23 protein-coding genes and 1 pseudogene are annotated in these 24454 nt (G+C 65.1%); 8 read left to right on the top strand and 16 right to left on the bottom strand.

Going from position 1 to position 24454, the window contains the following annotated elements; all coding sequences use genetic code 11:
* Positions 1 to 52: 52 nt before the first annotated feature.
* The 10 genes from I6F38_RS31215 to I6F38_RS31170 all read right to left on the bottom strand — a co-directional run bounded on the left by I6F38_RS31215 (position 53) and on the right by I6F38_RS31170 (position 9251).
* Complete coding sequence (locus I6F38_RS31215; RefSeq protein WP_050382451.1) at positions 53 to 1087, bottom strand: ATP-grasp domain-containing protein; 1035 nt, start codon at positions 1085 to 1087, stop codon at positions 53 to 55.
* Entirely contained in the window at positions 1084 to 2112 is a 1029-nt protein-coding gene (locus I6F38_RS31210) for a putative zinc-binding metallopeptidase (RefSeq protein ID WP_225163109.1), read from the bottom strand. Before I6F38_RS31210 ends, I6F38_RS31215 begins: the two co-directional genes overlap by 4 nt.
* 191 nt (positions 2113 to 2303) lie before the next feature.
* Complete coding sequence (locus tag I6F38_RS31205; RefSeq protein WP_225163108.1) at positions 2304 to 2681, bottom strand: hypothetical protein; 378 nt, start codon at positions 2679 to 2681, stop codon at positions 2304 to 2306.
* 195 nt (positions 2682 to 2876) lie between these two features.
* Positions 2877 to 4160, bottom strand: coding sequence for a sigma-70 family RNA polymerase sigma factor (locus I6F38_RS31200; RefSeq protein ID WP_225163107.1), 1284 nt, complete (start codon positions 4158 to 4160; stop codon positions 2877 to 2879).
* Positions 4161 to 4249: 89 nt separating this feature from the next.
* Positions 4250 to 4645, bottom strand: a complete 396-nt coding sequence (locus tag I6F38_RS31195) for a YciI family protein (RefSeq protein ID WP_076832680.1) — start codon at positions 4643 to 4645, stop codon at positions 4250 to 4252.
* A gap of 279 nt (positions 4646 to 4924) precedes the next feature.
* A complete protein-coding gene (locus tag I6F38_RS31190) occupies positions 4925 to 5620 on the bottom strand; it encodes an AprI/Inh family metalloprotease inhibitor (protein ID WP_225163106.1) in 696 nt (231 codons plus the stop codon).
* A complete protein-coding gene (locus tag I6F38_RS31185) occupies positions 5620 to 6603 on the bottom strand; it encodes a 2-hydroxyacid dehydrogenase (RefSeq protein ID WP_225163105.1) in 984 nt (327 codons plus the stop codon). Before I6F38_RS31185 ends, I6F38_RS31190 begins: the two co-directional genes overlap by 1 nt.
* Entirely contained in the window at positions 6603 to 7391 is a 789-nt protein-coding gene (locus I6F38_RS31180; protein WP_225163104.1) for an ABC transporter permease, read from the bottom strand. Before I6F38_RS31180 ends, I6F38_RS31185 begins: the two co-directional genes overlap by 1 nt.
* Positions 7388 to 8176 carry an ABC transporter ATP-binding protein gene (locus I6F38_RS31175; protein WP_225163103.1) on the bottom strand — a complete coding sequence of 263 codons (789 nt, stop codon included), beginning with the start codon at positions 8174 to 8176 and terminating at the stop codon, positions 7388 to 7390. The genes I6F38_RS31180 and I6F38_RS31175 overlap by 4 nt, the downstream gene beginning before the upstream one ends.
* Before the next feature lie 31 nt (positions 8177 to 8207).
* Positions 8208 to 9251: an ABC transporter substrate-binding protein gene (locus I6F38_RS31170; protein WP_069280433.1), complete on the bottom strand. Its 1044-nt coding sequence runs from the start codon at positions 9249 to 9251 to the stop codon at positions 8208 to 8210.
* Between the two features lie 144 nt (positions 9252 to 9395).
* On the opposite strand from I6F38_RS31170, the gene I6F38_RS31165 reads away from it, so the two are divergent.
* Both I6F38_RS31165 and I6F38_RS31160 read left to right on the top strand, forming a co-directional pair.
* Positions 9396 to 10202: a creatininase family protein gene (locus I6F38_RS31165; protein ID WP_225163102.1), complete on the top strand. Its 807-nt coding sequence runs from the start codon at positions 9396 to 9398 to the stop codon at positions 10200 to 10202.
* Positions 10203 to 10346: 144 nt separating this feature from the next.
* Positions 10347 to 10615, top strand: a pseudogene (locus I6F38_RS31160) (hypothetical protein).
* Between the two features lie 116 nt (positions 10616 to 10731).
* On the opposite strand, the gene I6F38_RS31155 reads toward I6F38_RS31160, so the two are convergent.
* On the bottom strand, positions 10732 to 11001 hold the full coding sequence (locus I6F38_RS31155) for a metal-sensing transcriptional repressor (protein ID WP_057020119.1): 270 nt from the start codon (positions 10999 to 11001) through the stop codon (positions 10732 to 10734).
* Positions 11002 to 11929: 928 nt separating this feature from the next.
* Between I6F38_RS31155 and I6F38_RS31150 the strand changes: the two genes are divergently transcribed.
* From I6F38_RS31150 to I6F38_RS31135, 4 genes are all read left to right on the top strand, one after another.
* Positions 11930 to 13573, top strand: coding sequence for an NRAMP family divalent metal transporter (locus I6F38_RS31150; RefSeq protein WP_225163101.1), 1644 nt, complete (start codon positions 11930 to 11932; stop codon positions 13571 to 13573).
* Entirely contained in the window at positions 13570 to 13809 is a 240-nt protein-coding gene (locus I6F38_RS31145) for a hypothetical protein (RefSeq protein WP_225163100.1), read from the top strand. The genes I6F38_RS31150 and I6F38_RS31145 overlap by 4 nt, the downstream gene beginning before the upstream one ends.
* Positions 13810 to 14119: 310 nt before the next feature.
* Positions 14120 to 16108 carry a carbohydrate porin gene (locus tag I6F38_RS31140; protein WP_225163099.1) on the top strand — a complete coding sequence of 663 codons (1989 nt, stop codon included), beginning with the start codon at positions 14120 to 14122 and terminating at the stop codon, positions 16106 to 16108.
* 196 nt (positions 16109 to 16304) lie between these two features.
* Positions 16305 to 17777 (top strand): FAD-dependent monooxygenase, encoded by a 1473-nt coding sequence (locus tag I6F38_RS31135; protein ID WP_225163098.1) that lies wholly within the window; start codon positions 16305 to 16307, stop codon positions 17775 to 17777.
* A 106-nt stretch (positions 17778 to 17883) separates the two neighbouring features.
* Here I6F38_RS31135 and I6F38_RS31130 read toward each other — a convergent pair whose 3' ends face one another.
* From I6F38_RS31130 to I6F38_RS31120, 3 genes are all read right to left on the bottom strand, one after another.
* The gene (locus I6F38_RS31130) at positions 17884 to 19509 is read right to left on the bottom strand and encodes an FMN-binding glutamate synthase family protein (RefSeq protein WP_225163097.1); all 1626 of its coding nucleotides are present in this window, start codon (positions 19507 to 19509) and stop codon (positions 17884 to 17886) included.
* A 596-nt stretch (positions 19510 to 20105) separates the two neighbouring features.
* Positions 20106 to 20975: a patatin-like phospholipase family protein gene (locus I6F38_RS31125; protein WP_225163096.1), complete on the bottom strand. Its 870-nt coding sequence runs from the start codon at positions 20973 to 20975 to the stop codon at positions 20106 to 20108.
* A 253-nt stretch (positions 20976 to 21228) separates the two neighbouring features.
* Positions 21229 to 22002: a ferredoxin--NADP reductase gene (locus I6F38_RS31120; protein ID WP_076832718.1), complete on the bottom strand. Its 774-nt coding sequence runs from the start codon at positions 22000 to 22002 to the stop codon at positions 21229 to 21231.
* A 296-nt stretch (positions 22003 to 22298) separates the two neighbouring features.
* Between I6F38_RS31120 and I6F38_RS31115 the strand changes: the two genes are divergently transcribed.
* On the top strand, positions 22299 to 23234 hold the full coding sequence (locus I6F38_RS31115) for a RimK-like protein (protein WP_225163095.1): 936 nt from the start codon (positions 22299 to 22301) through the stop codon (positions 23232 to 23234).
* 62 nt (positions 23235 to 23296) lie between these two features.
* Here the strand turns inward: I6F38_RS31115 and I6F38_RS31110 are convergent, their stop codons facing one another.
* A complete protein-coding gene (locus I6F38_RS31110; RefSeq protein WP_076832724.1) occupies positions 23297 to 23497 on the bottom strand; it encodes a hypothetical protein in 201 nt (66 codons plus the stop codon).
* 20 nt (positions 23498 to 23517) lie between these two features.
* Complete coding sequence (locus I6F38_RS31105; RefSeq protein ID WP_076832727.1) at positions 23518 to 23874, bottom strand: response regulator; 357 nt, start codon at positions 23872 to 23874, stop codon at positions 23518 to 23520.
* A gap of 215 nt (positions 23875 to 24089) precedes the next feature.
* Between I6F38_RS31105 and I6F38_RS31100 the strand changes: the two genes are divergently transcribed.
* Complete coding sequence (locus I6F38_RS31100; RefSeq protein WP_225163094.1) at positions 24090 to 24347, top strand: hypothetical protein; 258 nt, start codon at positions 24090 to 24092, stop codon at positions 24345 to 24347.
* The last annotated feature ends 107 nt before the right edge of the window (positions 24348 to 24454 follow it).

Below are 24454 nucleotides of genomic sequence, written 5' to 3'. Positions count from 1 at the left end.
TGAGATCATGATGCGATTCCGTGGAAACGCATCATGATCTAGCGGCCTCGAGTCAGCCCAGCGATGCGCCGGCCTTGGCGCGGCTTATTCCGAGCGTCACGATGCGCTGCAGGAGATCCGGATAGTCCAGCCCGTCATGCCCGGCGGCCGTCGCGAACTCCTGGCTCTTGGCGATTTCGGGATTGGGATTGGCCTCGATGAAATACGGAACGCCATTGGTGGACAGGCGGAAGTCGATGCGCGCATAGCCATCGAGCCCCAGCGTCCGGTAGATGCGCTTCGCCAGCCGTTGAATATGGGCGGATAGTTCCGGCGTGAGGTCCTCGGCCGGGCCGTCGACAATCCCGACCCGCTCCTGATAGCTGGTATCGTGCTTGACCTTTTCGGTGGCGATCTGGCGCGCGGCAGGGCCGCCCATGCTGCCGAATTTCAATTCCCACACCGGCAGCACCCGCAGCCGGTTGTTGCCGAGCACGCCGACATAGAGCTCGCGTCCCTCGATGAACTGCTCGGCGATCGCGGCCGTTCCGATCCGCTCATGGATGAAGGCGACGCGCTCCGCGAGCTTCTCGTCGGTATCGACGATCGACGCCTGCGAGATACCCAGCGATCCATCACTGCTCAGGCTCTTGACGATCAGCGGCAGCTCGAGACGCGGCGGCCGCTTGACCTTGCGGCGCATCGGAAACACCGCGAAGGCCGGCACCGGGATCCGGCGATGGTGCACCAGCGTCTTGGATAGATCCTTGCCGCGCGCCAGGATCAGGCCGCGCGGATTGCACCCGGTATAGGCGATCTTCATCAGCTCGAGATAGCTCGCGATGTGCTGGTCGTACACGACGTCGTAGTGAAACTCCTCCAGCAACGTGAATACGACGTGCGGCTTGAAGCCCTCGATCTCGTCGCGCACCGGCTTGATTTCCTCCTGCACGCCGAGCGGACGAACCTCATGGCCGGCCGCGCGCAGGGTGCTGACGACGTCGTATTCCGTCTTCCACTCGTTGATCTCCCGCGCGCTGTATCCATCGCTGGAGTCGGGCGGCACACAGTCCGGGTGCATCAGCACCAGAATGCGAAGCTGTTTCATAGCGCGATCCATTTCCGGCGCGACGGGCCGAACAGCGCGTGCATGGTCTTGGCGGTCAGCAGAATGGTGAAGTTTGTCACGAGCTTCTGCTCGGGGCCGACGGCACGCAGATTGAGCTCGCGGCAGCGCGAGATCATATCATCGAGCACGGCATCGAGCGTCAACTGGTTCTCGCCGGTCCACCGCGCCACCAGCTGCCTGATCTGGGCGCGGTGCCGCCTGATGAAGGCAGCGGCCGGCGGACGCCGGTAATGCCGCGGATCGGCGGAGAACAGCTTGGAGAGATCGCGGTCGTAGGTCTTCGGCGGCGTGAAGGCGTAGAATGCCTGCTTCTTCCTGTAGTGCTCGGCGAGCGTTTGCTTGAGCGTATGCAGCGGATCGACCCGCTCGCGCGTCGCGAGCTGCGGCCGCTTGCCGGCGATCTCGCCCATCAGCTCCTCGACATATTCGAGCTTCTTCAGCGCGGGCCAGCCGGCATAGCGCGTCCGCCAGTTCGAGCGCGGCCGCAGCCACACCGCGAAGGTCTCGGCGAAGTCCTCGTCCGGATGGCTCTGCGCGTACCAGAGCCGAAGGTGCTGGACATAATTGCGGCTGGCCGGATTGGGCCGGTAGTAGCGCGGGTAGTGCTGCGACGACGGACCGAACAGCTGCTGCCAGCGCCGGCGGCGCTGCAGCTGGTAGCCGTGCTGTACGGCATGCCCCGCCTCGTGGCGGAGAATGGCCATGCACTCGGACCACGAGGCGCCCTCGACGTCGAGCATCATCTTCTTCTCGAGCTTCATCAGGCGGGGATGGGCGAGGTAGAACGGGATCGCGATGCCGGGCACATCTGCCGGGCTGAACCATTCGCTCGAGATCCATGTGTGCGGCCGCAACCGGATGCCGCGCTCCTCGAGCTCCTCATAGAGCGTATTCACACAATCGGCGAGCCAGGTGCCCTCGACGGCGACCCTCAGGCGGTTGAGCGGTTGCGCGAGCAACTGCTCGTCCGTCAGCTTTTCCCAGGCAAATTTGCGGCGCGGCATAGGCTTCCAAAGTCTAAAACAAATCGGACTCTGGATGGTGTCATAGGTTGCCGCCGGCAACAACCGCCGGGCCTTCGCGGCGTGCCTCCAGCCAATGCCGGCATCGGGCCGGCCCGAGTGTCCGCCTTGGGCGGCGGCGGGCAGCGCGCCGCGCCCGATTCGCCGGCTCAAGGCGACGCTCATCTGGCGTCCTAAGGCTTGACCCAGCGTTGCACGGCCGCCGCGGTATCGGCCGGCCTGGTGTTGAAGCAGATGGCGGCATCGGGGGCGAGCCGGTGCACCAGATTGAGGATCGTCTCGAACAGCAACAGCCGCTCCGGCGGCTCGCGCAGCCCGGCACCGATCACGACGCAGTCGTAGCGGCGCGCGTTGAGGGCCGCCGCCGTCACGGCCTCCGCCGTATCGCCGAGGTCGATCAGGCAGCTCTCGACGTCGTAGCCGAGCGTCCGCAGGCCCTCGATCTGCGCGTCGAGATAGCTGCGCACCAGTTCGGGCGTGAACTGCGGCATGACGGACAGATCGACGAAGGTCGGGTCGAGGCCGATCGCCGGCACGGATGGCTTCGTCATGGTGGCAGTTCCCGGTCCAAAAGAATGTCGTCCGAGCATGCCGCAGGTTTGAGTCGAAATCGCGGACACGACGATCCGAGCAACCTTGTAGCCCTGGTGAGCGAAGCGACACCCGGGGTCGCTCGTGGCAAAGACCCGCATGTCGCTTCGCTCATGCGGGCTAAGTGGTTTCGTTCCGTCGAAATCGCGGAGCCGTCAGCGGCAGCCATGATCCTGCGCGGCACGCGCGGCGATCGCGGCGCGGCGTTTGAGGAACTCACGCTCGCGCGAATTGCCGGCCAGGGCGGCGGCGGCCTCGAACGCGGCATGCGCCTCCGCGAAACGGCTCAGCTTATGCAGCAGATCGCCGCGCACGCTCGGCAGCAGATGATAGGATTGCAGCGCCGGCTCATCCGCGAGGCCGTCGACGATCGCGAGCGCGGCAAGCGGCCCCTCGGCCATGCCGATCGCAACCGCGCGGTTGAGCTCGATCACGGGGGAATCCAAGAGCGCGGCGAGATCGCCGTACAGCGCGGCGATGCGGCGCCAGTCGGTCGCGTCAGGCGTGCCGGCCTCGGCGTGGCAGGCGGCGATCGCGGCCTGCAGCGCATAGAAGCCGCCGGCGCCGCCGAGCTCGCGGGCGCGCGCCAGCGCGAGCTGCCCGCGGCGGATCTGCAGGCGATCCCACCGCGCGCGGTTCTGGTCCATCAGCAGGATCGGCTCGCCGGACGCATCGGTGCGCGCCGCCATCCGCGAAGCGTTGAACTCCATCAGCGCCAGCAGGCCGTGCGCCTCCGGCTCCGATGGTGCGATCGAGGTCAGCACGCGGCCCATGCGCAGCGCCTCGTTGCAGAGCTGCGGCCGCAGCCATTCGTCGCCGCTTGCCGCGGTATAGCCCTCGTTGAAGATGAGGTAGACGACCTCGAGCACGGAGGCGAGCCGCTCGGACAGCTCCTCGCCGCGCGGCGTCTCGTAGGCAAGGCCTGACTCCGACAACGTGCGCTTGGCGCGCACGATGCGCTGGGCGGTGGTCGCCTCCGCCTGCAGGAAGGCGCGCGCGATCTCCTCGGTGGTGAGGCCGCAGATCATCCTGAGCGCCAGTGCGGCGCGCGCCTCCCGCGACAGGCGCGGATGGCAAGCGGTGAAGATCAGCCGCAGCAATTCGTCACCGATATCGTCGTCGAGCGCGGCATCGAAGTCGGGCATGGTCTCCTGCTCCCGCGCCAGGTCGTGCGCGATCACGCCGTGCTTCTCGGCCAGCATGCGATTGCGGCGCAGATGGTCGAGCGCGCGGCGCTTGGCCGTCGCCATCAGCCAGGCACCGGGCTTTTCCGGCACGCCATCCGCCGGCCAATGCTCGAGCGCGGCGACCAGTGCTTCCTGGGTCAGGTCCTCGGCGAGCGGCACGTCGCGCAGCATCCGCGACAGGCTGGTGATCAGCCGCGGCTGCTCGATGCGCCACACCGCAAGGATCGTGGCCTGGATGTCGGCGGCCGTCATCGCCGCCGACCTGGATTCTCGGCTTGACGCGTTTTCTTCACGCGAACCGGCGTCCACTTCGCTTGCGAACGCCCTGTTCCCGCGGCGCATCAGGCGCAGGCGGACACATCGACCTGACAGCCGCCGTCGGCGCCCGGGGTGGCGAACGGGCGAACCTCACAGGTTCCCTCCCAACCCGGCATATGCTCCTTGTGCAGCTGCATGAACTCCACGGCAGCGGCGACCGCCTCTTCCTTGTTGCGGAGCTCGAAGATCGCGTAGCCGCCGATCATCTCCTTGGTCTCGACGAAGGGCCCGTCGACGACGTTGAGCTTGCCGTCGGTGATGCGGACCTGGGCGCCCATCGCGACCGGCAACAGCCCGCCGGTGTCGATCATACGGCCCGCCTTGATTTCCCGCTCGGCAAGCCTGCCCATCGCCTCCATCAGAGCCGGCGTCGGCGGGCCCGGGGGCTGGGGCGAGGTGACGATATACATGAAGCGCATCGGAAAACTCCTGTTGGGCGAGACGCGGCGATGATCGCCGCAAGACCGGCTCGCTATGGGGAACGACGATCCGGGAGGGGGTGAATCGACAGGGGGCGGGAATTATTTTTTCGGGCAAAAGCAGATCATACCAGCCTCATCGCCGCCCCTGCCAAAGCACGGACGACACGGAGCTTGTGGCAGTCCCGTAGCCCGGGTGAGCGAAGCGATACCCGGGAGCTGCTCGAGACACCCCGCATATCGCTTGCGCTCATGCGGGCTACGAAGCCAGCACCGGATCTACTGCTCCCGCAGCATGATCAGCGGATCGGCGCTGTCGGGGACGCGGCGCCACTGGGCGTTGTCGTCGGCCTCGAACTGCCAGGTCTGCCCCTTGGCCGACATCAGGATCATCTGGCCGTGATCGAGCCGCCACATGGTCGGGTTGAAGGCCGCAACCGCGGGATCGCATTTGCCTTTCAGGAACACCTGGAAATTGTCGTTGCCGGCGTCGGTGTTGGTCAGCACCAGCGTGCAGATCGCCTGGCCGTTGCCGCGCACCATCGACCAGTCGCCGATCATCTGGTCCATCGATTTGGCGAGCGAGCGCGCCGCGGCAAGGTTTTGCAGGATGTAGACGCCCTCGTTGGTGCGCATCCCTTCGAAGATGCCGGTCTCGACCTCGGTGAAATCGATCACGGTCTCGCCGGCGGCATTGTGCAGCCGCACGATGTCGCCGAGGCCCTTGATGCTCCAGCCGGTGATGTCCTTGGTGAAGGGCAGCGCGGCGGCGCAGGCGGGCTCGAGCTCGAGCTTGAAGCCTTGCGGCGCCGTATCGCCCTTCAGCGTCACGACGCAGGTCTTGCTGCGCTCGGTGGTGGCGAGCTCCCACTGCCCGATCATGTCCTTCTTCAACGTCGTGACGTCCTGCGCCGCCGCCGGACCGCACGCGGCCAGCAGCAGACACAGCACGGCGTTGAAGCGGGACAACGACATCAGCGATCCTTGACGGGCGTTTCCGCAACCGGCGTCAGCGGCGGCTTGCCGGCGAACCAGTTCTTGATGTTGTCGACCACGAGCTGGTCCATCGCGTTGCGCGTCACCACCGAGGCCGAACCGATATGCGGCAGCAGCACGACGTTCTGCATCGCCTTCAGTTCGTCCGGCACGTTCGGCTCGGCCGCGAACACATCGAGACCGGCGGCCAGGATGGTGCCGGACTTCAGCGCCGCGACCAGCGCCGGCTCGTCGACCACCGAGCCGCGGGCGACATTGATCAGCACGCCGCGGGGACCGAGCGCCTTCAAGACGTCGGCATTGATCATCTTCGCCGTCGAGGCGCCGCCCGGCACGATGACGATCAAGGTGTCGACCGCCTTCGCCATCTCGATCAGGTCGGGATAGTGCTTGTAGGAGACGTCCTTGGACGGATTGCGCGAGTGATAGGACACCGGCACCCGCGAGGCTTCAAGACGGCGCCCGATCGCCTGGCCGATCCGGCCCATGCCGACGATGCCGATCTTGCGGTCGCGCAGCGAGCCGACGCTGAGCGGATAATTCTGGGTCTGCCACAGCCCGGAGCGCACATAGCGGTCGGCCTTGACGAATTCGCGCAACGTCGCGATCAACAGGCCCATCGCGACATCGGCGACCTCCTCGGTCAGCACGTCGGGCGTATTGGTGACCACGATATTGTGATCGCGCGCATAGGCGGAATCGACGTGGTCGTAGCCGACGCCGAAGCTGCCGACGATCTCGAGCTTCGGAAACATCGCCAGCGCGGTCTTGTCGGTCGCCATCGTGTGATAGGTGACGGCGATGCCGCGGATCTTCGCCAGCGTATCGGGCGTCAGCCGCTCGAGGTCGCCGCGGCTCTCGGCACGGTGCAGCACGTATTGATCGGGAAAGCCGTTTTCGAGGATTGGCCGGATCGGTCCATAGATCAACAGATCGATCTTTTCGGAAGAAATCGGGGCCATCAACTGTCCTTTCCTAACGCGCTTTCATGCCAACGCCGCAACAACAAATGCGAAACTAGCGCCAGCAACCCATAAATGACAATCCCGGCCAGCGATAGCAGCAGAAGTGCTGCGAACATGCGGGGAATATTCAGCCGGTAGCCTGATTCAGCGATCCGGAAGGCGAGGCCCGAGCCGGCGCCGGCGCTGCCCGCCGCGATCTCCGCGACCACGGCGCCGATCAGCGACAGCCCGCCGGCGATGCGCAGACCGCCGAGGATATAGGGCAGCGCCGCGGGCAGCTTCAGGAACAGCAGCGTCTGCAGCTGTGAGGCGCCATAAAGTTGAAACAATCCGGCGAGGTTGCGATCCACCGAATTGAGGCCGAGCGTCGTGTTCGACAGCACCGGAAAGAACGCCACGATCCAGGCGCAGACGATCACCGCGGTCTGCTGCTGCAGATAGATCAGGAGCAGCGGCGCGATCGCGATAACGGGCGTAACCTGCAGCACCACGGCATAGGGAAACAGCGAATACTCCAGCCATTTCGACTGGTTGAACAATAGCGCCAGCACGATGCCGCCGATTGCCGCGGCAACGAAGCCTTCGAGCGTGGTCAGGAGCGTGACGCCGAGCGATTGCGACAGGATAGGCCAGTCCGCAGCCAGCGTCTTCAGCACCAATAGCGGGCTCGGCAGCACGTAAGGTTGGATGCCATAGCCGCGGACGATGGCTTCCCAGAGCAGGAGGCCAGCGGCGAACACCGCAAGCGGCAGCAGAAAACGGACGAGGTCCTGCGGAGATTTCATGCGCCCGCCTGCCCTGCATACGATGGCGCCAGCGCGCTGGAGACCTCGCGGCAGAACGCGGCGTATTCGGCCGAGGTGCGGAACTCCTCGCCGCGCGGTTCCGGCGAGGTGATGCGAAACTCGGCGCCGATCCGGCCCGGGCGCGCGGTCATCACGATCACGCGCTCGGAAAGATAGACCGACTCGAACACGGAGTGCGTCACGAAGATGACGGTCTTGTGCAGGGTGCGCCACAGCGACAGCAGGTCGTTGTTGAGGCGAAACCGCGTGATCTCGTCGAGCGCCGCGAACGGCTCGTCCATCAAGAGGACATCCGGATCGGTGACCAGCGCGCGCGCCAGCGACACCCGCATCTTCATGCCGCCGGACAGTTCGCGCGGATAGGCGTCGGCGAACTCCACAAGCCCGACCTGATCCAGCGCCGCATCGATGCGCGCGTCGGCGGCGGTCGCAGGCAGCCGGGCAAGCTTCAGCGGCAGGCGGACATTGTCGCGCACCGTGGCCCACGGCATCAGGGTCGGCTCCTGAAACACGAAGCCGATGCGGTGGCTGCCGCGCTGCTCCGCGCCATGATGCGAGACCTCGACCGTGCCGGCGCTTGGCGTGGCGAGACCTGCAATCAGCCGCAGCGCGGTGGATTTGCCGCAACCGGAGGGCCCGAGCAGCGAGACGAACTCGCCGCGCCTCACGTCGAGGTCGAGCGGCCCGAGTGCCCTCACGCCGCTGTCATAGGTCTTGCTGACGCCGCGCAGGCGCACAGCCGACGCTGCATCAGATCCAGACAACGCAGGCTCCGCCATCGCCCGTCCGCACCCGTCAGTTCTTCGGCCGGAGCTCGGCGCCGACCGCCTTGTTGACGAAGCGCAGCGTGTAGCCCTGGCGATAGTCGATGGCGCTCTTGACCACGCCGGCCCGCACCATCTTGTCGAAGAAGCTCGCCATCCGCTCGTCGGTCATGGCGCCGATGCCGTTCTTGATGGAATCGCCGGAATCGACGATGCCGTGCTCGCGCATCTTGGCGACGCAATAGGCGAGCAGCTCGTCGTTCATGTCGGGATTGAGCTTCTTGATCATCGCATTGCCGGCCGAGTTGTCGCCGTAGACGTAGTGATACCAGCCGACGATCGAGGCATCGACGAAGCGCTGCACGAGGTCAGGCTTCTTGTCGACCAGGTCGCGGCGGGTCTCGATCAGCGTCGAGTAGGAGTTGAAGCCGTAATCGGCGAGCAGCAGCACGTTCGGCTTGAAGCCGGCGGCTTTCTCGACCGCGAAAGGCTCCGAGGTGACGTAGCCCTGCATCGCGGTCTGCTTGTTCACGATGAAAGGCTGCGGGTTGAAGGTGTAGGGCTTCACCTTGTTCTCGTCGAAGCCATATTCGGACTTCAGCCACTGGAAGTAGCTGGTGATGCCCTCCTTCGAAATCAAAAGCGTGAGCGGCTTCAGATCCTCGATCTTCGTGGCCTTGACCTCGGGATGGGTCAGGAAGACCTGGGGGTCCTTCTGGAACATGGCGGCGACGGCGACCAGCGGCACGTTGTTGGTGACGGCGTCGAAGGTCTGCAGCGAGTTCGCGCTCATGAAGAAGTCGAGCTTGCCCGCGATCAGCAGCATGCGGTTGTTCTCGTTGGGACCGCCGGGCACGATGGTGACGTCGAGGCCGTATTTCTTGTAGGTGCCGTCGGCGAGCGCCTGGAAGAAGCCGCCATGCTCGCCCTCGGCGACCCAATTGGTGCCGAACGAGACCTTGTCCAAGGTCTTGTCTGAGGTCTGCGCCCGCGCCGGGGCAAGCGCCGCAGCGACGCAAAGCGCGGCGGTCAGAAGGCTTGTGGTTAACGCTCGCAGCAAAAAGGCCGGGATCATGGTTGGACTCCGTCGATCATTATGGCCCATGATGGAAGGCGGGAAGACGTGGACCGCGCCCGGAGACGCGAACCCGTTATGATGTTAAACAAACTAGCCTGCAAATCCATCCCGTGAAACGCTTGTATTGAAACGACCGGCTTGATGACTTCTCAGCTTCCGCCCCGCGACTGGACCGCCATCCACTGGCCCGATATCGCCAAGGATACGGCCGCGCGCTGGATTGCGGTGCTGCCGCTGGCCGCGACCGAGCAGCACGGGCCGCATCTGCCGCTCGGAACCGACGTCATGATCGGCGAGGCCTATCTTTCGCGGGTGCGAGAGTTGCTGCCGGCGACCACTCCCGCCACGTTCCTGCCGTTGCAGCCGGTCGGCATCTCAACCGAGCACATCGATTTTCCGGGTACCTTGACCTTGCCGACCAACGTGGCGCTGAGGAGCTGGATGGCGCTCGGCGAGAGCGTGGCGCGCGCAGGCGTCAGGAAGCTCGTGATCGTGACCAGCCATGGCGGCAATTCCGCCGCGATGCAGCTGGTGGCGCAGGATCTGCGCGCGCACCATCAGATGCTGGTGGTGACCACGAGCTGGTCGCGCTTCGGCGCGCCCGACGGGCTGTTCGACGCCGGCGAATTGCGCCACGGCATCCATGGCGGAGCAGTCGAGACCTCGATCATGCTGGCGAAATATCCGCACGCCGTGCGCAAGGAGGCGGTCGCGGACTTCAAGCCGGCCAGCGTGCGGATCGAGAAGGATCATCGCTTTCTGTCGACGCAGCGGCCGGCGCCGTTCGCCTGGCAGGCGCAGGACCTCAATCCGAGCGGCGCGATCGGCGATGCGACCAAGGCCTCGGCCGAGAAGGGCGAGAAGCTGATCGAGCACGGCGCGCGCGCGTTCTGCAAGCTGCTCGCCGATGTCGACAGGTTCGATCCCGGCGTATTTCGCGGCAAATGACCGCGATGGCTTCGTCCTGACAAGCGCGACGAAACAATTCGCGAAACCATATTTCCGCCCCGATCTTCGAACCGGAACCGGACAGCCTCCGTCCAACGGGCATGCGGACCACACCGGCGCCGCCCACACAGGATGGAGTATTCCATGTCGATCAAGACCAAGTTCGCCGCCCTCGCCCTCACCGCGCTCGCCGTGACCGGCACCATCGCGTCCACGACGTCGCAGGCTGAAGCGAAGCCGTATGGCTGGGGCTGGGGCGTTGGCGCAGGTCTCGTCGGCGCCGCCGTTGTCGGCAGCGCGATCGCGGCCAGCGACGCTATTACTACGGCGGCGGCTATCGGCGCTGCGGCTGGGTGCGCCAGTTCGACGCCTACGGCAATTACATCGGCCGCGTGCGCAGCTGCTCCTACTGATCGACGCAATTCCTAGGGTTGCGGATCCTGTGTTCGGCACGGGTCCTCATCCACCCCGTGTCGCAACCGACCCGTCCGGTGATCCCCCCGGGCGGGTCAATTCTTGAACGCGGCAATCACAGATACTTCGCGACCAGTCTGAAATCGCGCAGCACGGCTCGCCCTTTCGGCCCCGACGCCTTCAGCGTGTCCTCGAGGCTGTGCCCGATGTGATCGTGGATCAGCGCCTTCTTGGCGCTCTCGATCGCGCTCTCCACCGCCTGCAATTGCTGGGCGATCTGCGCACAGGGCCGGCCCTGCTCGATCATCTCGACGATGGTGTCGAGATGGCCGTTGGCGCGCTTCAGGCGCCTGGCGATCGCAGCGTGCGGATGGTCGTCGGACATCTGGCTCTCCTATCCCCCGGGGAGGATAGCTGTGATCCTCCCCGGAGGATAGCCGAATCGACTTGACAGGCCATTGTCGCGGGCGTAGTGCCGCGATGGCGGGAACGTTCGTTCCGCCCCGGGGTTCTGGCCCCGGAGACAAGTCGATCCACGAGCCAGCACAGAAGGCACATGGGCAGTAGCAACTCAGGCGACAGTAGTCCGGCGATGCCGGGACTGGTGACGCCGCAACACAGCAAGACTGATCGCGCAGATCTCGCCTGCGTGGACGGGTGGTCGCGCCCAAGCTGACCACTGCTCCTCACCGGCCTGCCGCGACCAGCGGAAGTGGAGGTGAGCGATGTTCGAAAAGCTCGCAAAATTCCGGCAAGCAAGCCCGCGGCGCGTTGTCAAGCCGCGGCGCATGCCGCCGCCGGCCGCCATTCATTGCAATGACAACCTGCCGGGCTTTCGCCGCCTGGCGGGCCGCCGCCGGCGTCCAACCCCGGCCTGTCATTGGGTCCTGATCGACGGCCGGCTGGAATGCCGTTGGATCGTCGACGACAGCGGCGGTGATCTCGATCAGCAGCGACGTAGCGCCCCCTCTCCCCGTTCTTATGGGGTGAGGGGCTGCCTCCATGCATACGGCAATAGACGCGCTCGCGGAGAGTCCCCCTCACCCGGAACGCATCTGACGATGCGTTCCGACCTCTCCCCGCACGCGGGCGAGGTGACAAGCTCGTCGCTCGAGTCGAAGCAAAATACATGCATAGGAGGCCGGCATGGACGAAGGACCTAGTCGTCCCGTTGCGCGCCATCGCGGCGCGGCAGCGGGATCATTGAGCTGCATCAGATCTGGAAATGCCGCTGCTCACGGCAGCGGAGACGTGCGCGCCTGACGACGCCTGCGTCCCTCCCGCCGTGCCGAAAGGCGGCGAGGAGACGCGAAATGACCGAAAGCAAGACCACACAAACCGCCATTCTCGACAGCGCGCATGCCGGCGACATCCACGGCGCGCTCGGCAGCATCGCGCGCGACGACACCGCGCCGCGCGCGACCTTGCTGGCCCGGCTGAAGACGCTGCTGGCGATCGTCGGCCCCGGCCTGATCGTGATGGTGGGCGACAACGACGCCGGCGCGTTCGGCACCTACACCCAGGCCGGACAGAATTACGGCACCACGCTGCTGTGGACGCTTCTGCTGCTGATCCCGGTGCTCTACGTCAACCAGGAGATGGTGGTGCGGCTCGGCGCCGTCACCGGGGTCGGCCATGCGCGGCTGATTTTCGAGCGCTTCGGCAGGTTCTGGGGTGCCTTCAGCGTCATCGACCTCCTGGTATTGAACGCGCTGACCATTGTCACCGAGTTCATCGGCATCACGTTTGCACTTCACTTTCTCGGCGTCTCGCAGTTCTGGGGCGTGTTGGCCTCGGCTGTTATCGTGATGCTGGCGGTCTCGACCGGCGACTTCCGCCGCTTCGAACGCTTCGGAATCGTGCTGGTCGCCGGCAGCCTGCTGCTGGTACCCGTGATCCTGATGGTGCATCCGCCGGTCGGGCAGATCGCGGCGGACTTCTTCGTGCCGAAGATGCCGCAGGACGCCAAGCTCAGCGAGGTGATGCTGCTGATCGTTGCCATCGTCGGCACCACGGTGGCGCCGTGGCAATTGTTCTTCCAGCAGAGCTACATCGTCGACAAGCGGATCACGCCGCGTTTCATCCGCTATGAGCGGATGGATCTATGCATCGGCATCGTGCTGGTCGTGGTCGGCGCGGTGGCGATGATCTCGTTCTGCGCGGCAGTGTTCGCAGGAAAGCCCGAATTCGGCAATTACACCGACGCGCTGGGGACCGCGGTCGGCCTCGAGACATATGCCGGCCGGCTGCCGGCGGTGCTGTTCGCCCTTGCGCTGCTCGATGCCTGCATCATCGGTGCTGCGGCAGTCTCCCTCGCGACCGCTTATGCGATCGGCGACGTGTTCGCGGTCAAGCACTCGCTGCACCGCAAGCCGTGGGACGCGAAGGGCTTCTACAGCGTCTATTGCGGCCTGATCGTGCTCGCGGCGGTGCTGGTGCTGACGCCGGGCACGCCGCTCGGACTATTGACCAACGCGGTGCAGACGCTGGCCGGCGTGCTGCTGCCGAGCGCGACCGTGTTCCTGCTGCTGCTGTGCAATGACCGCCACATCCTCGGACCCTGGGTCAATTCGACCAAACTCAACCTGTTCACCGGCGCGGTGGTCGCGGGGCTGGTGATGCTGTCGGTGATCCTGACCGCGGCGGTGCTGTTCCCCGATCTCGGCGAGGCCTGGATTATCGGCATCCTCGTCGGCGGCAGCGTGCTTGCGCTCGCGATCACGGCAGCCGTCAAGTTCTACGGGACGTCGTCGCGCCGCAACGCGTCCTTCCGCTTCAAGCGCAAGCCCTCGCTGGTCGACCGCGACAGCTGGCGGATGCCGCCGCTCGACCGGCTGCCGCCGGCGCGACTCAGCCCGCTGAGCCGGATCTGGATGATCGTGCTGCGCGGCTATCTCGTCGTCGCCGCCGGCCTCGTGCTGCTGCGGATCGTCCAGCTCGCCACGGTGGGAGCGTGACCGCGCTCAGTCGCGGCCGGCGATGGGGCGCGATCGTGCTGCTCAGGCTGGCGAGCGCCATCCTGCGCGGCGCGGCCGCGCTCCACCGGAAACGCACAATGTCAAACGCCGGGCTGCGGACGGCGCTGTCGATGGCGCGATGTGTCGAACGGGCCGGCGCGCGGGTCGTGATCGGCAGGGCATCGCAGCCGGCATTCATCAACACAAAGGACGAGGACAATGGTGGCATCGATTGAACGGTCGGGTCGCGACCGGTTTGCCACGGACACGCGGCTGATCGCCGCCGATGTGGCCTGCCGCCTCGCGCTGTTACGTGACTGTCACGGTGGCGTGCAAATCGGAACGGTAATGGGCGCACCTCAGTTGCTATTGCGAATTATTTGCAATAAGCAACCGGGGATGCTAGGTGCTGATCTGGCTTTGGATGGGACGACACAGATCGGACCGGGGACGGCGGGCGATGATTTCAAATCTCGGGTGGCAAGCGGCCACCAAATCTGCAGTGATGCCGGGCGAAACCGCCACTTGTTCGCGGAAAGCCGCGTCATGACCTGCGTCCGCCTCTTCCGGGTCCAGATCGCCGCCGGCGCAGCGCTCGGTGCGGCAACCTTCGGCGCGCCGGCGACCGCGGCCGATCTGGCGCTCAAATCCCCCGCCGCCAGGGCGGTCTACAGCTGGACCGGATTCTATGTCGGCGCCCATGTCGGTTATGGCGACGGCACGCTGGGTCCCGGCACCAACCCGATCCTGGAACAGGGCGTGTTTTTCCCGCCCACCATTACCGGCGGGATCGGCGGCTTCCAGGTCGGATACAACAAGGAATTCGCCAACCGCTTCGTGCTCGGCGTCGAGGCGGATGCAACCTTCACAGGCCCGACCGACCTGCCGCGGCGGGTGCTCGGCCCCTTCAATTCGTCGATCGACTATGTCGGCACGCTGCGCGGCCGCGCCGGCTACTCTTTCGGCACCTGGATGCCTTACGTGACCGGCGGCTTCGCCTGGGGCCACAGCCAGGTGCGGGTCAACGACGCCGCGGGCGAGGTGATCTCGGAGCCCGGCCAGTACCAGACCGGCTGGACCGTCGGCGCCGGCGCCGAATTCGCGGTGAGCGGCAATTGGACCGCCAAGGTCGAATACGACTACGTCGACCTGTCGCGCCGCACGCTCGGCCTCAATGATTTCGGCCTGCCCGGCGTCAGCATCGACCCGCGCATCCATTTGCTGAAATTCGGCCTCAACTATCAGCTTGGCGACTCGCCATGGTCGGCGACGCCGACGCGCGCCGCGCTGCCCGGATCGAGCGACTGGAGCGTGCACGGCCAGACGACGCTGCTGCCGCAGACCTATCCGTCCTTCCGCTCGCCCTATGCCGGCACCAACAGCCTTCCCGGCGCGGGACAGTTGCAGCAGACCTGGACCACGACGGCGTTTCTCGGCGTGCGGCTCTGGGAGGGCGGCGAGTTCTACTTCAACCCGGAAACCGCGCAGGGCTTTGGCCTCAACGGCACGCTCGGCCTTGCCGGCTTCTCGAACGGCGAAGCCCAGAAGGCCGGCGCGCCGTTCCCGAAAATCCGGCCGCAGCGCTACTACTTCAAGCAGACCTTCGGCTTCGGCGGTGAGCAGGAAGACGTCGCCGACGGCCCCAACCAGATCGCCGGCAAGCGCGATATCGACCGCCTCACGCTCGTGGTCGGGCGCTTTGCGGTCGGCGATTTCTTCGACGGCAATTCCTACGCCAAGGACCCGCGCGCCGATTTCATGAACTGGGCGATGTGGGCGTCCGCGGCCTACGACTTCCCGGCCGACCTGCCCGGTTACACCCGCGGCGCCGTGGTCGAGCTCAACCGCAAGGATTGGGCGGTGCGCGCCGGCGTGTTCCAGGTGCCGAACGCACCGAACAGCGACGTTCTGGTGTTCAACACCGGCGGCGCGGTGGTCGAGTTCGAGGGCCGCTATTCGATCTTCGATCAGCCCGGCAAGCTGCGCGTCGGCGTGTTCGGCAACCGCGGCAACACCGGCAACTACGCCCAGGCGCTCGCGATCGAGGACGCCAATCCGGGGCTCGACATCAACGACGTGATGGCCGGCATCCGCAAGGACAATCTGAAATACGGCTTCTATCTGAACGGCGAGCAGCAGATCGCAAAGGATGTCGGCCTGTTCGGCCGCCTCAGCTGGAACGACGGCCGGACCGAGATCCTGTCGTTCACCGATGTCGATCGCAGCGTCTCGGGCGGCGTGTCGATCAAGGGCAGCAGGTGGGGACGGGCGAACGACACGATCGGCATCGGCGGCGCGATCAACGGGCTATCATCAGCGCATCGCGACTACCTTGCCGCCGGCGGCCTCGGCCTGCTGATCGGCGACGGTGCGCTGAACTACAGCCCGGAGCGGATCTTCGAGACCTATTACGCCTATCAGGTGAACAAGAACCTGACGCTGACCGCGGACTATCAGTTCATCACCAACCCCGCCTACAACGCCGACCGCGGCCCGGTGCACATCTTCTCCGGCCGCATCCACGGCGAGTTCTGAACGCGCCATCTCTGGGTCCCGGCCTGCGCCGGGACGACAGCAAATTTGCCGCGCCGTTCTTGTCAATGATGTCTCGGAATTGGTTCGATAGAGCAAACGCCCTCTCCCCACTCAGATATATGTAGACCCCCCGGGCTTGCCGCAAGCCCGGGGTCATCTCGTAGAACGCGCGCCCAATCGAACGGAGGAGTGCGGGATGCGGGAACATGCTGTCGTGATTGCCGGCGGAGGTCCGACCGGGTTGATGCTGGCGGGCGAGTTGGCGCTGGCGGGAATAGATGTTGCGATTGTCGAGCGGCGCGCGAGGGAGGACCTGATCGGCGCGCGGGCCGGCGGCCTGCACGCGCGCACCATCGAGGTGCTCGATCAGCGCGGCATCGGCGACCGCTTCGTCGCGCTGGGAACGCGCCATCCGGCGGTGCTGTTCCACTCGCATCTGGTTCCGCTTGAGATCACCGACTTTCCGACCCGGCGCAATTTCACGCTGGGGCTGTTCCAGACCCATATCGAGCGCATTCTCGGCGAATGGGTCGAAGAACTCGCTGTGCCGATCCATCGCGGGCGCGAGGTGACCGGTTTCACGCAGGACGCCGGCGACGTCGACGTCGAGCTGTCGGATGGCCAATTGCTCCGGGCACAATATCTCGTCGGCTGCGATGGCGGTCGGAGCGTCGTCCGCAAAGCGGCCGGCATCGAATTCGCTGGATGCGATCCGACCATGAGCTGGCTGATCGCCGAGGCCGAGATGTCGGGCGAGCCGGAATGGGGCTTTCGCCAGCACGACACCGGCACCTCGGCGATCGGCAAGGCGGAAGATGGCGGGCAGGTGCGGCTGGTGCTGACCGAACGGCAACTCGGCACCGACCGGGAGCCGACCTTGCGCGACGTCAGCGAGGCACTGGTCGCCGCGTACGGCACCGATTTCGGCATCCACAGTCCGGTCTGGATCTCGCGCTTCACCGACATGACCCGGCAGGCCCTGACCTACCGCAAACAGCGCGTGCTGCTGGCCGGCGACGCCGCCCATGTGCATCCGCCGATGGGCGGCCAGGGCCTCAATATCGGCGTGCAGGACGCGGTGAACCTGGGCTGGAAGCTCGCCCAGGTGGTCAAGCAGATCGCGCCGGCCAGCCTGCTCGACACCTACGAAGCCGAACGGCATCCGGTGGCGGCCCGCGTGCTGCGCAACACCATGGCGCATGTCGCGCTCAACCGCACCGATCCGCGCACCCGGGCGTTGAACGAGATCGTCTCCGACCTGCTGCGCATGGACGAGCCGCGCAGATGCTTTGCCGCGATGATGTCCGGCCTCGATCTTCACTACGATCTTGGCGACGGCCATCCGCTGCTCGGACGCCGCATGCCCGATCTCGATCTGGTCACGGCCGACGGCCCGATGCAGGTCTTCGCGCTGCTGCACCGGGCGCGGCCGGTGCTGCTGAATTTCGGCGAGCCCGACGGCATCGCCATCGCGGGATGGACCGACCGGGTTCAGCTGGTCGATGCCGCGAATCGCGGCGCATGGGAGCTTCCCGCGCAGGGCACGGTTTCGGCCCCGACCGCGGTGCTGGTTCGGCCCGATGGCTATGTGGCGTGGGTCGGAGAGGGAACGCGCGCGGGGCTAACCGAGGCGCTGACCAAATGGTTCGGCGCGTCCGCTGCTACGTAATGAGCGTAGCCCGGATGGAGCGAAGCGTAATCCGGGATCGGTCGATCCGCACAGAGAGTGGTCCCGGATTACGCTGCGCTTCATCCGGGCTACAGATTTGCCGCCCTTATCCTGCCGGCTGGAACGAATCCGCGCGCGCCATCGCCCAGGCGTCGCGGAAGCGGCGGTCCTGGGTGCCTTCGAGCAGTTCGCCGGGGCGCAGCGTCGGATAGAGCTCGGCAAAGGAAGAGACCTCGGTGGTCGAAGACCGCTGCGAGAAGTGGATCGGGCGCAGCTCCTTGGTGTGCTCGAGGCCGGCGGCGGCGAGCAGCTCGGTCAGCGCGTGCAGGGTCGAGTGGTGGTAGTTGTACACGCGGTCAATCTTGTCGGGCACATAGAGCGCGCGGTTGCGGATCGGGTCCTGCGAGGTGACGCCGGTCGGACAGCGATCGGTGTGGCAGCTCAGGGACTGGATGCAGCCGAGCGCGAACATGAAGCCGCGCGCCGAATTGCACCAGTCGGCCCCGATCGCCATCGCGCGCGCCATGTCGAACGCGGTCGCGATCTTGCCGGAGGCACCGATCTTGATGCGATCGCGCGCGCCGATGCCGATCAGCGCGTTGTGGACGAAATTGACGCCCTCGCGCATCGGCATGCCGAGATGGTCCATGAACTCGAGCGGCGCGGCGCCGGTGCCGCCCTCATTGCCGTCGACCACGATGAAGTCGGGATAGAGCCCGCTCTCGTGCATCGCCTTGCAGATCGCCAGGAACTCCCAGGGATGGCCGATGCACATCTTGAAGCCGGCCGGCTTGCCGCCGGACAGCTGGCGCATCCGGGCGACGAATTCCATCATCTGCAGCGGCGTCGAGAACGCCTTGTGATAGGCCGGCGAGATGCAGTCCTCGCCCATCGGCACGCCCCGGATCTTGGAAATCTCCTCGGAAACCTTCGCCGCCGGCAGCACGCCGCCATGGCCGGGCTTGGCACCCTGGCTGATCTTGAGCTCGACCATCTTGATCTGGTCGTCACCCGCGACGCGTGCGAACTCGTCGGGATTGAAGGTGCCGTCACGGTTGCGGCAGCCGAAATAGCCGGAGCCGATCTCCCAGATGATGTCGCCGCCCATCTCGCGATGATAGGGGCTGACGCCGCCCTCGCCGGTGTCGTGGGCGAAGCCGCCTTTCTTGGCGCCGGCATTGAGCGCCCGCACCGCGTTCGGGCTGAGCGCGCCAAAGCTCATCGCCGAGATATTGAAGACCGAGGCCGAATACGGCTTGGTGCAGTCGGGGCCGCCGATGGTGATGCGGAATTTCTGGTCGGCCCTCGGCTTCGGCGCCACCGAGTGGTGCATCCACTCATAGCCCTCGCGATAGACGTCCTCCTGGGTGCCGAACGGCCGCTTGTCGAGCACCATCTTGGCACGCTGGTAAACCACCGCGCGGGTGTCGCGGGAGAACGGCATGCCGTCCTTCTCGCTCTCGAAGAAATATTGCCGCATCTCCGGGCGGATTTCCTCGAGCAGGAAGCGGACATGCGCCGAGATCGGGTAGTTGCGCAGCACCGCGTGGTTCTTCTGGGTGAGATCGCGGATGCCGAGCAATGTCAGCGCGCCGAAGATGACCAGCGGGATCAGGACGATCTTGAAGACCTTGTGATCGAAAATTCCAACCAGCAGCAGGAGCGCGGTGACGACGGCGCAGATCGTCAGCACGATGAAGCGTGGCGAGAACGGAAGCAGCACTGTATCCATGAAATTCCTCCGGTCTGCCCAAATGACCTGTCGGCCGCGAGCCTAATCCAACTCGCGGAACAAGTGCACTACGGTTATACGGCCGAGCAGTCACAGATGTGACAACCGCCCGAATGGGCGGGTGCGGATACCGGTCAAATTGAAACGGTATCGCCTTTTGCACTGCAACGGAGCGCAGCGGATCGGATGCGATAACCTGCCGTCGCGGGCGCACTACCAAAATATCGAAAACAACCCCATGCAAAGGAGCCGGCTGCCGCCGGCGCTCGACACAGCGACTTGACACGTCGGGCAACTCACCGGCGCAATTCCACTATTCCGAAATCGTGATGTGAGTCTGCGGCTCCTCCAACCCGTCGTCCCTGCCTAGTGCGCACTTGCGCACGGGAGCAGGGACCCATAACCACAAATGCCAATTGTTGGGCCACGCTGGAACGACGAGTCCCTTCAACAAGGTCCGCCGCGGCGTATGGGTCGCTGCTTTCGCAGGGACGACGATGGGGATGGTTCTCGATTCGAGGCGTCGCACCACGCGGTGTCATCACCCGCGCATGTGAGTGCGCTTGCAGAGGAGATGAGGAGAGAGCACCGTTCGCCTAGTGCTCGTGCGGCTGCAATTCGTGCGGGATGTGCCCCGGCTTCAGGCCGTCGCCGTCGAGCCAGGCGTTGGTGGTGTCGAGTGCCCGGGTAATGTGATCGGCAGTCCGCGAGAAATCGTAGGGCGAGCCGACCAGCGGGCAGAGCGGCGGCACCACGAAGTACTCGACATCGGGCCCGATGTTCTCGAGCTCGTTGACGAGCTGCCGCGCGATCAGGAGCGTCAGCGCGTGCAGGGCATTGGCGAGCGCGCCGACCGGCGGCGCCTGGTTGGCGCAGGCATGCCCGGTCGGCAGCACGATCAGGCGTTTGGCACCGTGCCGGACCGCGACGCGAACCGGCGTGTTGCTGGAGATCGCGCCATCGGCCAGGAAACGATCGCGGTAATGCACCGGCGTGAACGCGCCGGGGATCGCGGTCGATGCGACGATCGCCTCGGCGGTCGAACCTTCCGACAGCACCACGCTGTCGCCGCTGATGATGTCTGTGGTGACGATGTGGATCGGGATCCGCGCGTCCTCGAGATTGCGGAACGGGATGTAGTCGTCGATCAGCTTGCGGACGCCGTCATGCGGGATCAGGAAGTCGCGCCGCCACAAGAAGCTCACCAGCGTCCGCCAGGTCACCGGAAACACGTCCTGCCGGTTGAGGCCGCGCCAGATCTCGGCCAGCCGCGCGACGCCCGAGACCGTCGGGTCGCCGGCGTAGAACGCGCCGTTCAGTGCGCCGACGCTGGAGCCGACCACCATGTCGGCGACCACGCCATGCGCGGCCAGCGCCTGCAGCATGCCGACCTGGATCGCGCCAAAGCTGCCGCCGCCGGCAAACACAAAGGCGGTCTTCGGTGCATCCGGATCGGTGATGGACAAGGTGCTGCTCCCAGATCGCCGCGTTCGGGAAATGGCCGCGCGGCGTTGGGGGCGTTATAGCAGCGGGGGAATGGGAGACGCCACATACTCACGGGTCGTCCTGGCCTAGTGCGCAATTGCGCACGGGAGCCAGGACCCATTACCACAAATGCAAAAGGCTGGAGCCCGATGGGGCCCCAGCCTTCGACAAACAAAGAGCGGTGGTTATGGGTCCTGGCTTTCGCCAGGACGACAATCTTAAAAGCTCACGGCCTTAGCGCTCGACGAACGCCTTCTCGATCACGAAGTGACCGGGAGTGTTGCCGCTGCCTTCCTTGAAGCCGCGCGTCTCGAACAGCTGCTTCAGCTCTTCCAGCATCGCCGGGCTGCCGCACATCATGATGCGATCGGTCTCGATGTCGAGCGGGCCCTGATGCAGGTCGCTGAACAGCTGGTTGGAGGTGATCAGATCGGTGATGCGGCCGCGGTTGCGGAACGGCTCGCGCGTCACGGTCGGGTAGTACGAGAGCTTCTCGGACAGCAGCGGCCCGAACAGCTCGTCGTCGCGCAGCTTGGCGACCAGCTCCTCGCCATAGGCGAGCTCGGAGACCTGGCGGCAGCCATGCACCAGCAGGATCTGATCGTAGCGATCATAGACCTCGGGGTCCTTGATCAGGCTGGCGAACGGCGCGAGGCCGGTGCCGGTCGACAGCAGCATCAGCCGCTTGCCGGGAATCAGGTTGTCGGTGATCAGCGTGCCGGTCGCCTTGCGGCCGACCAGGATGGTGTCGCCCTCGCGGATCTTCTGCAGCTTGGAAGTGAGCGGGCCGTCCTGCACCTTGATCGAGAAGAACTCGAGCTCTTCCTCGTGATTGGCGCTCGCCATCGAATAGGCGCGCAGCAGCGGCCTGCCGTCGACCTCGAGGCCGATCATGGCAAACTGCCCGTTCTGGAAGCGGAAACCGGAATCGCGGGTCGCCCGGAAGCTGAAAAGCGTATCGGTCCAGTGCTGAACGGAAAGAACTTTCTCTCGATAGAACGCGCTCATGGGTTTTCGTTTTCTCGACTGACCAGAATTAGAATAGTTTGATTTCTAGACGGCTCGCGACGGCGCGGAAGTGGCCGAAATCACTGAAGATCTCGGGTGTCCATTGCGCCAATGTAGGAGATAGTCAAGATCAACTGGCGTGCAATTGCGATCTCAGAATGGCAGTCGTTCGATTTCGCGCAGAGGTTCAACGACGTCATCGTTAACACGTGGGACTGCACGTAATTTACTTGCTGAGATCGGCGTCGATCTGGCAATTAATTGCTACGAAACCGCGGTGAAGGGAAAATGATCTCGTGGTCCTGATCAGCCAGCGAATCTTCCTGGAAACCATCAAAAAATATTGTTTGGCGCACGCGATTGCCGTCGAGGTGCGGTCCGGCGGCTGGCTGGTCACCATGACCAAGGACAACGCGCGGCGGCTCGCGATCGGCTACGACGTCGGGCTGAACAGCGCGGTCGCACATCAGGTCGCCAACGACAAATCGGCCTGCGCGGACGTGCTGGCATTGGCCGGCGTCCCCGTCATTCCGCATACGCTGTTTTTGGGCGCGAAGCTCAGCAAGCACATCCCGGGATCGGACTCGCTGGACGCGATGCAACGCCTGCTCGAGCAGCATCCGCAGGGGCTCGTCATCAAACCCAATGAGGGGACCTCCGGCGAGCTCGTGTTCCGCGTGACGACGCGGGCGCAGTTGGAGACCGCGGTCGCGCGCGTCCTTGCCGCGCATCCAAGTCTCGCCATCTCGCCCTATGTCGAGATCGCGGACGAGGTGCGCGTCGTGCTGCTCGATGCGCGCGCGCTGATCGTCTACGGCAAGACGCGCCCGTCGGTGGTTGGCGACGGCATCCGGTCGCTGCGCGCGCTGGCGCAGGCGAGCGCGACGGCCGAGCAACTCAAGACCATCACCGAGGATTTCGATGCCGCCGCGCTCGACGCCGTTCCGCCCGCCGGCGAACGGCTCCTGCTCAACTGGCGGCACAACCTCGATGCCGGCGCGGAGCCCGTGCTGCTCGCCGATGACGCAATGCGCGAGGCCTGCGTCGCGCTCGCGATCAAGGCCGCGCAAGCCGTCGGCATCCGCTTCGCCTCGATCGACGTCGTGCGCACGGATGGCGCGTGGAAAATCCTCGAGGTGAACTCCGGGGTAAAGATGGAAGCGCTGGGGCGCCGGCATCCGGCGCTGGTCGGGGCGGCGTATTCGGCCGCGCTGGACGAAGCGTTCGCGTAGGCAGCGTTTCCCCGCCCGACGACGCGGGCTCGCCGGCGCGATCCTGCACTGTGAGCGCCCGATCAGTCTTGCGGGTGCTCCTTTTCATAGGCGGCGACGATCAATTCCGATTGCTCGATCTGTGCCGTGAGACGGTCGATCTCGGCTTGCGTCTCGGGAAACACGTCAGCCCCCGCCGTATTTCCGGATTGCAATTCCGCGATCAGCTCCCGGTTCTTCGCAATCTGCTCCCGGTGCCAATCGATTTCGGGATCGTCTTGCATGGGCCACCCATCGGCGGGAATTACGACGCCAGCTCTCGCAGCAGCATGGGTGGATAAACCGGCTTCTCGAAAAACTTGACGCCCTCAGGCAGCGCGCTGTCCGGGGGCCGGCCCGAGATGACCATAACGCGCACACCCGGGTCGCAATCGACGGCCAAACGTGCAAGCTCGACGCCATCCATTTTGCCCATGAGCTTGATGTCCGTGACCACCAGCGACGGATGACGCATCTTGATGGCCAGCGCTGCCGTCTCGGCGTCTTCGCACTGGATGACGTCGAAATGACCTTCTTCCAACAACAGCGCAATCATGTCGCGCTGGATCGTGTCGTCTTCGACCACAATTGCTATTTGACGAATTGGTCTCGCGTAAGCCATGGCGACCTCCGAACGATCAACCAGAGTTAACGAACGAGGATGTTTATGGTTCTGGTTCCCGCTTCATGAGGGACTGCTCCGGCAGACCTTTGCAGGTTCCGTGCGGAACAACTTTGCAGGTTTCAGCGTCATTGATGGGCGACGAGCCGGACGAGCCGAATGGTTCGGGCCTGAGCAAGTGAATTCTTGCGAGATAGTGCCAGGAGGCAGAGCTCATGAAGAACGTTGTGCAGTCGGATCAGGATTCTTGCGAGCCCTACGGCGCTGACGTGACGGCCGGCCCGACAGGCTATGCGTCCTCTCGACGATTGACCGAGGATCAGGCCCTTGAACGACCCGCGCTCGTCAAGCCGCCCGGGATGCGGCACGAGACGACCGATCCGCTTCGCGCTCGCCTGCCGCACGACGTCATTTCCGAAATGGAAGCAGAGCTGAAGCAACAGGTCGATCGACTTGTCGCCGAACGACACTAGCTGGTGAAGCGACGACCTCGCCGACTTCAACAGCCGAATCTTGCCTGCCGATGATGCTCCAGAGATCGCGGCGCGTGGACACTCGAAGGAAGATCCCGCCGGATCGA

This window comes from Bradyrhizobium sp. BRP56 (assembly GCF_020194035.1).
GTDB classification, from domain to species: domain Bacteria; phylum Pseudomonadota; class Alphaproteobacteria; order Rhizobiales; family Xanthobacteraceae; genus Bradyrhizobium; species Bradyrhizobium australafricanum.
The sequence above is the reverse complement of the archived record's forward strand: the minus strand, read 5'-3'. Positions and strand labels throughout refer to the sequence as shown.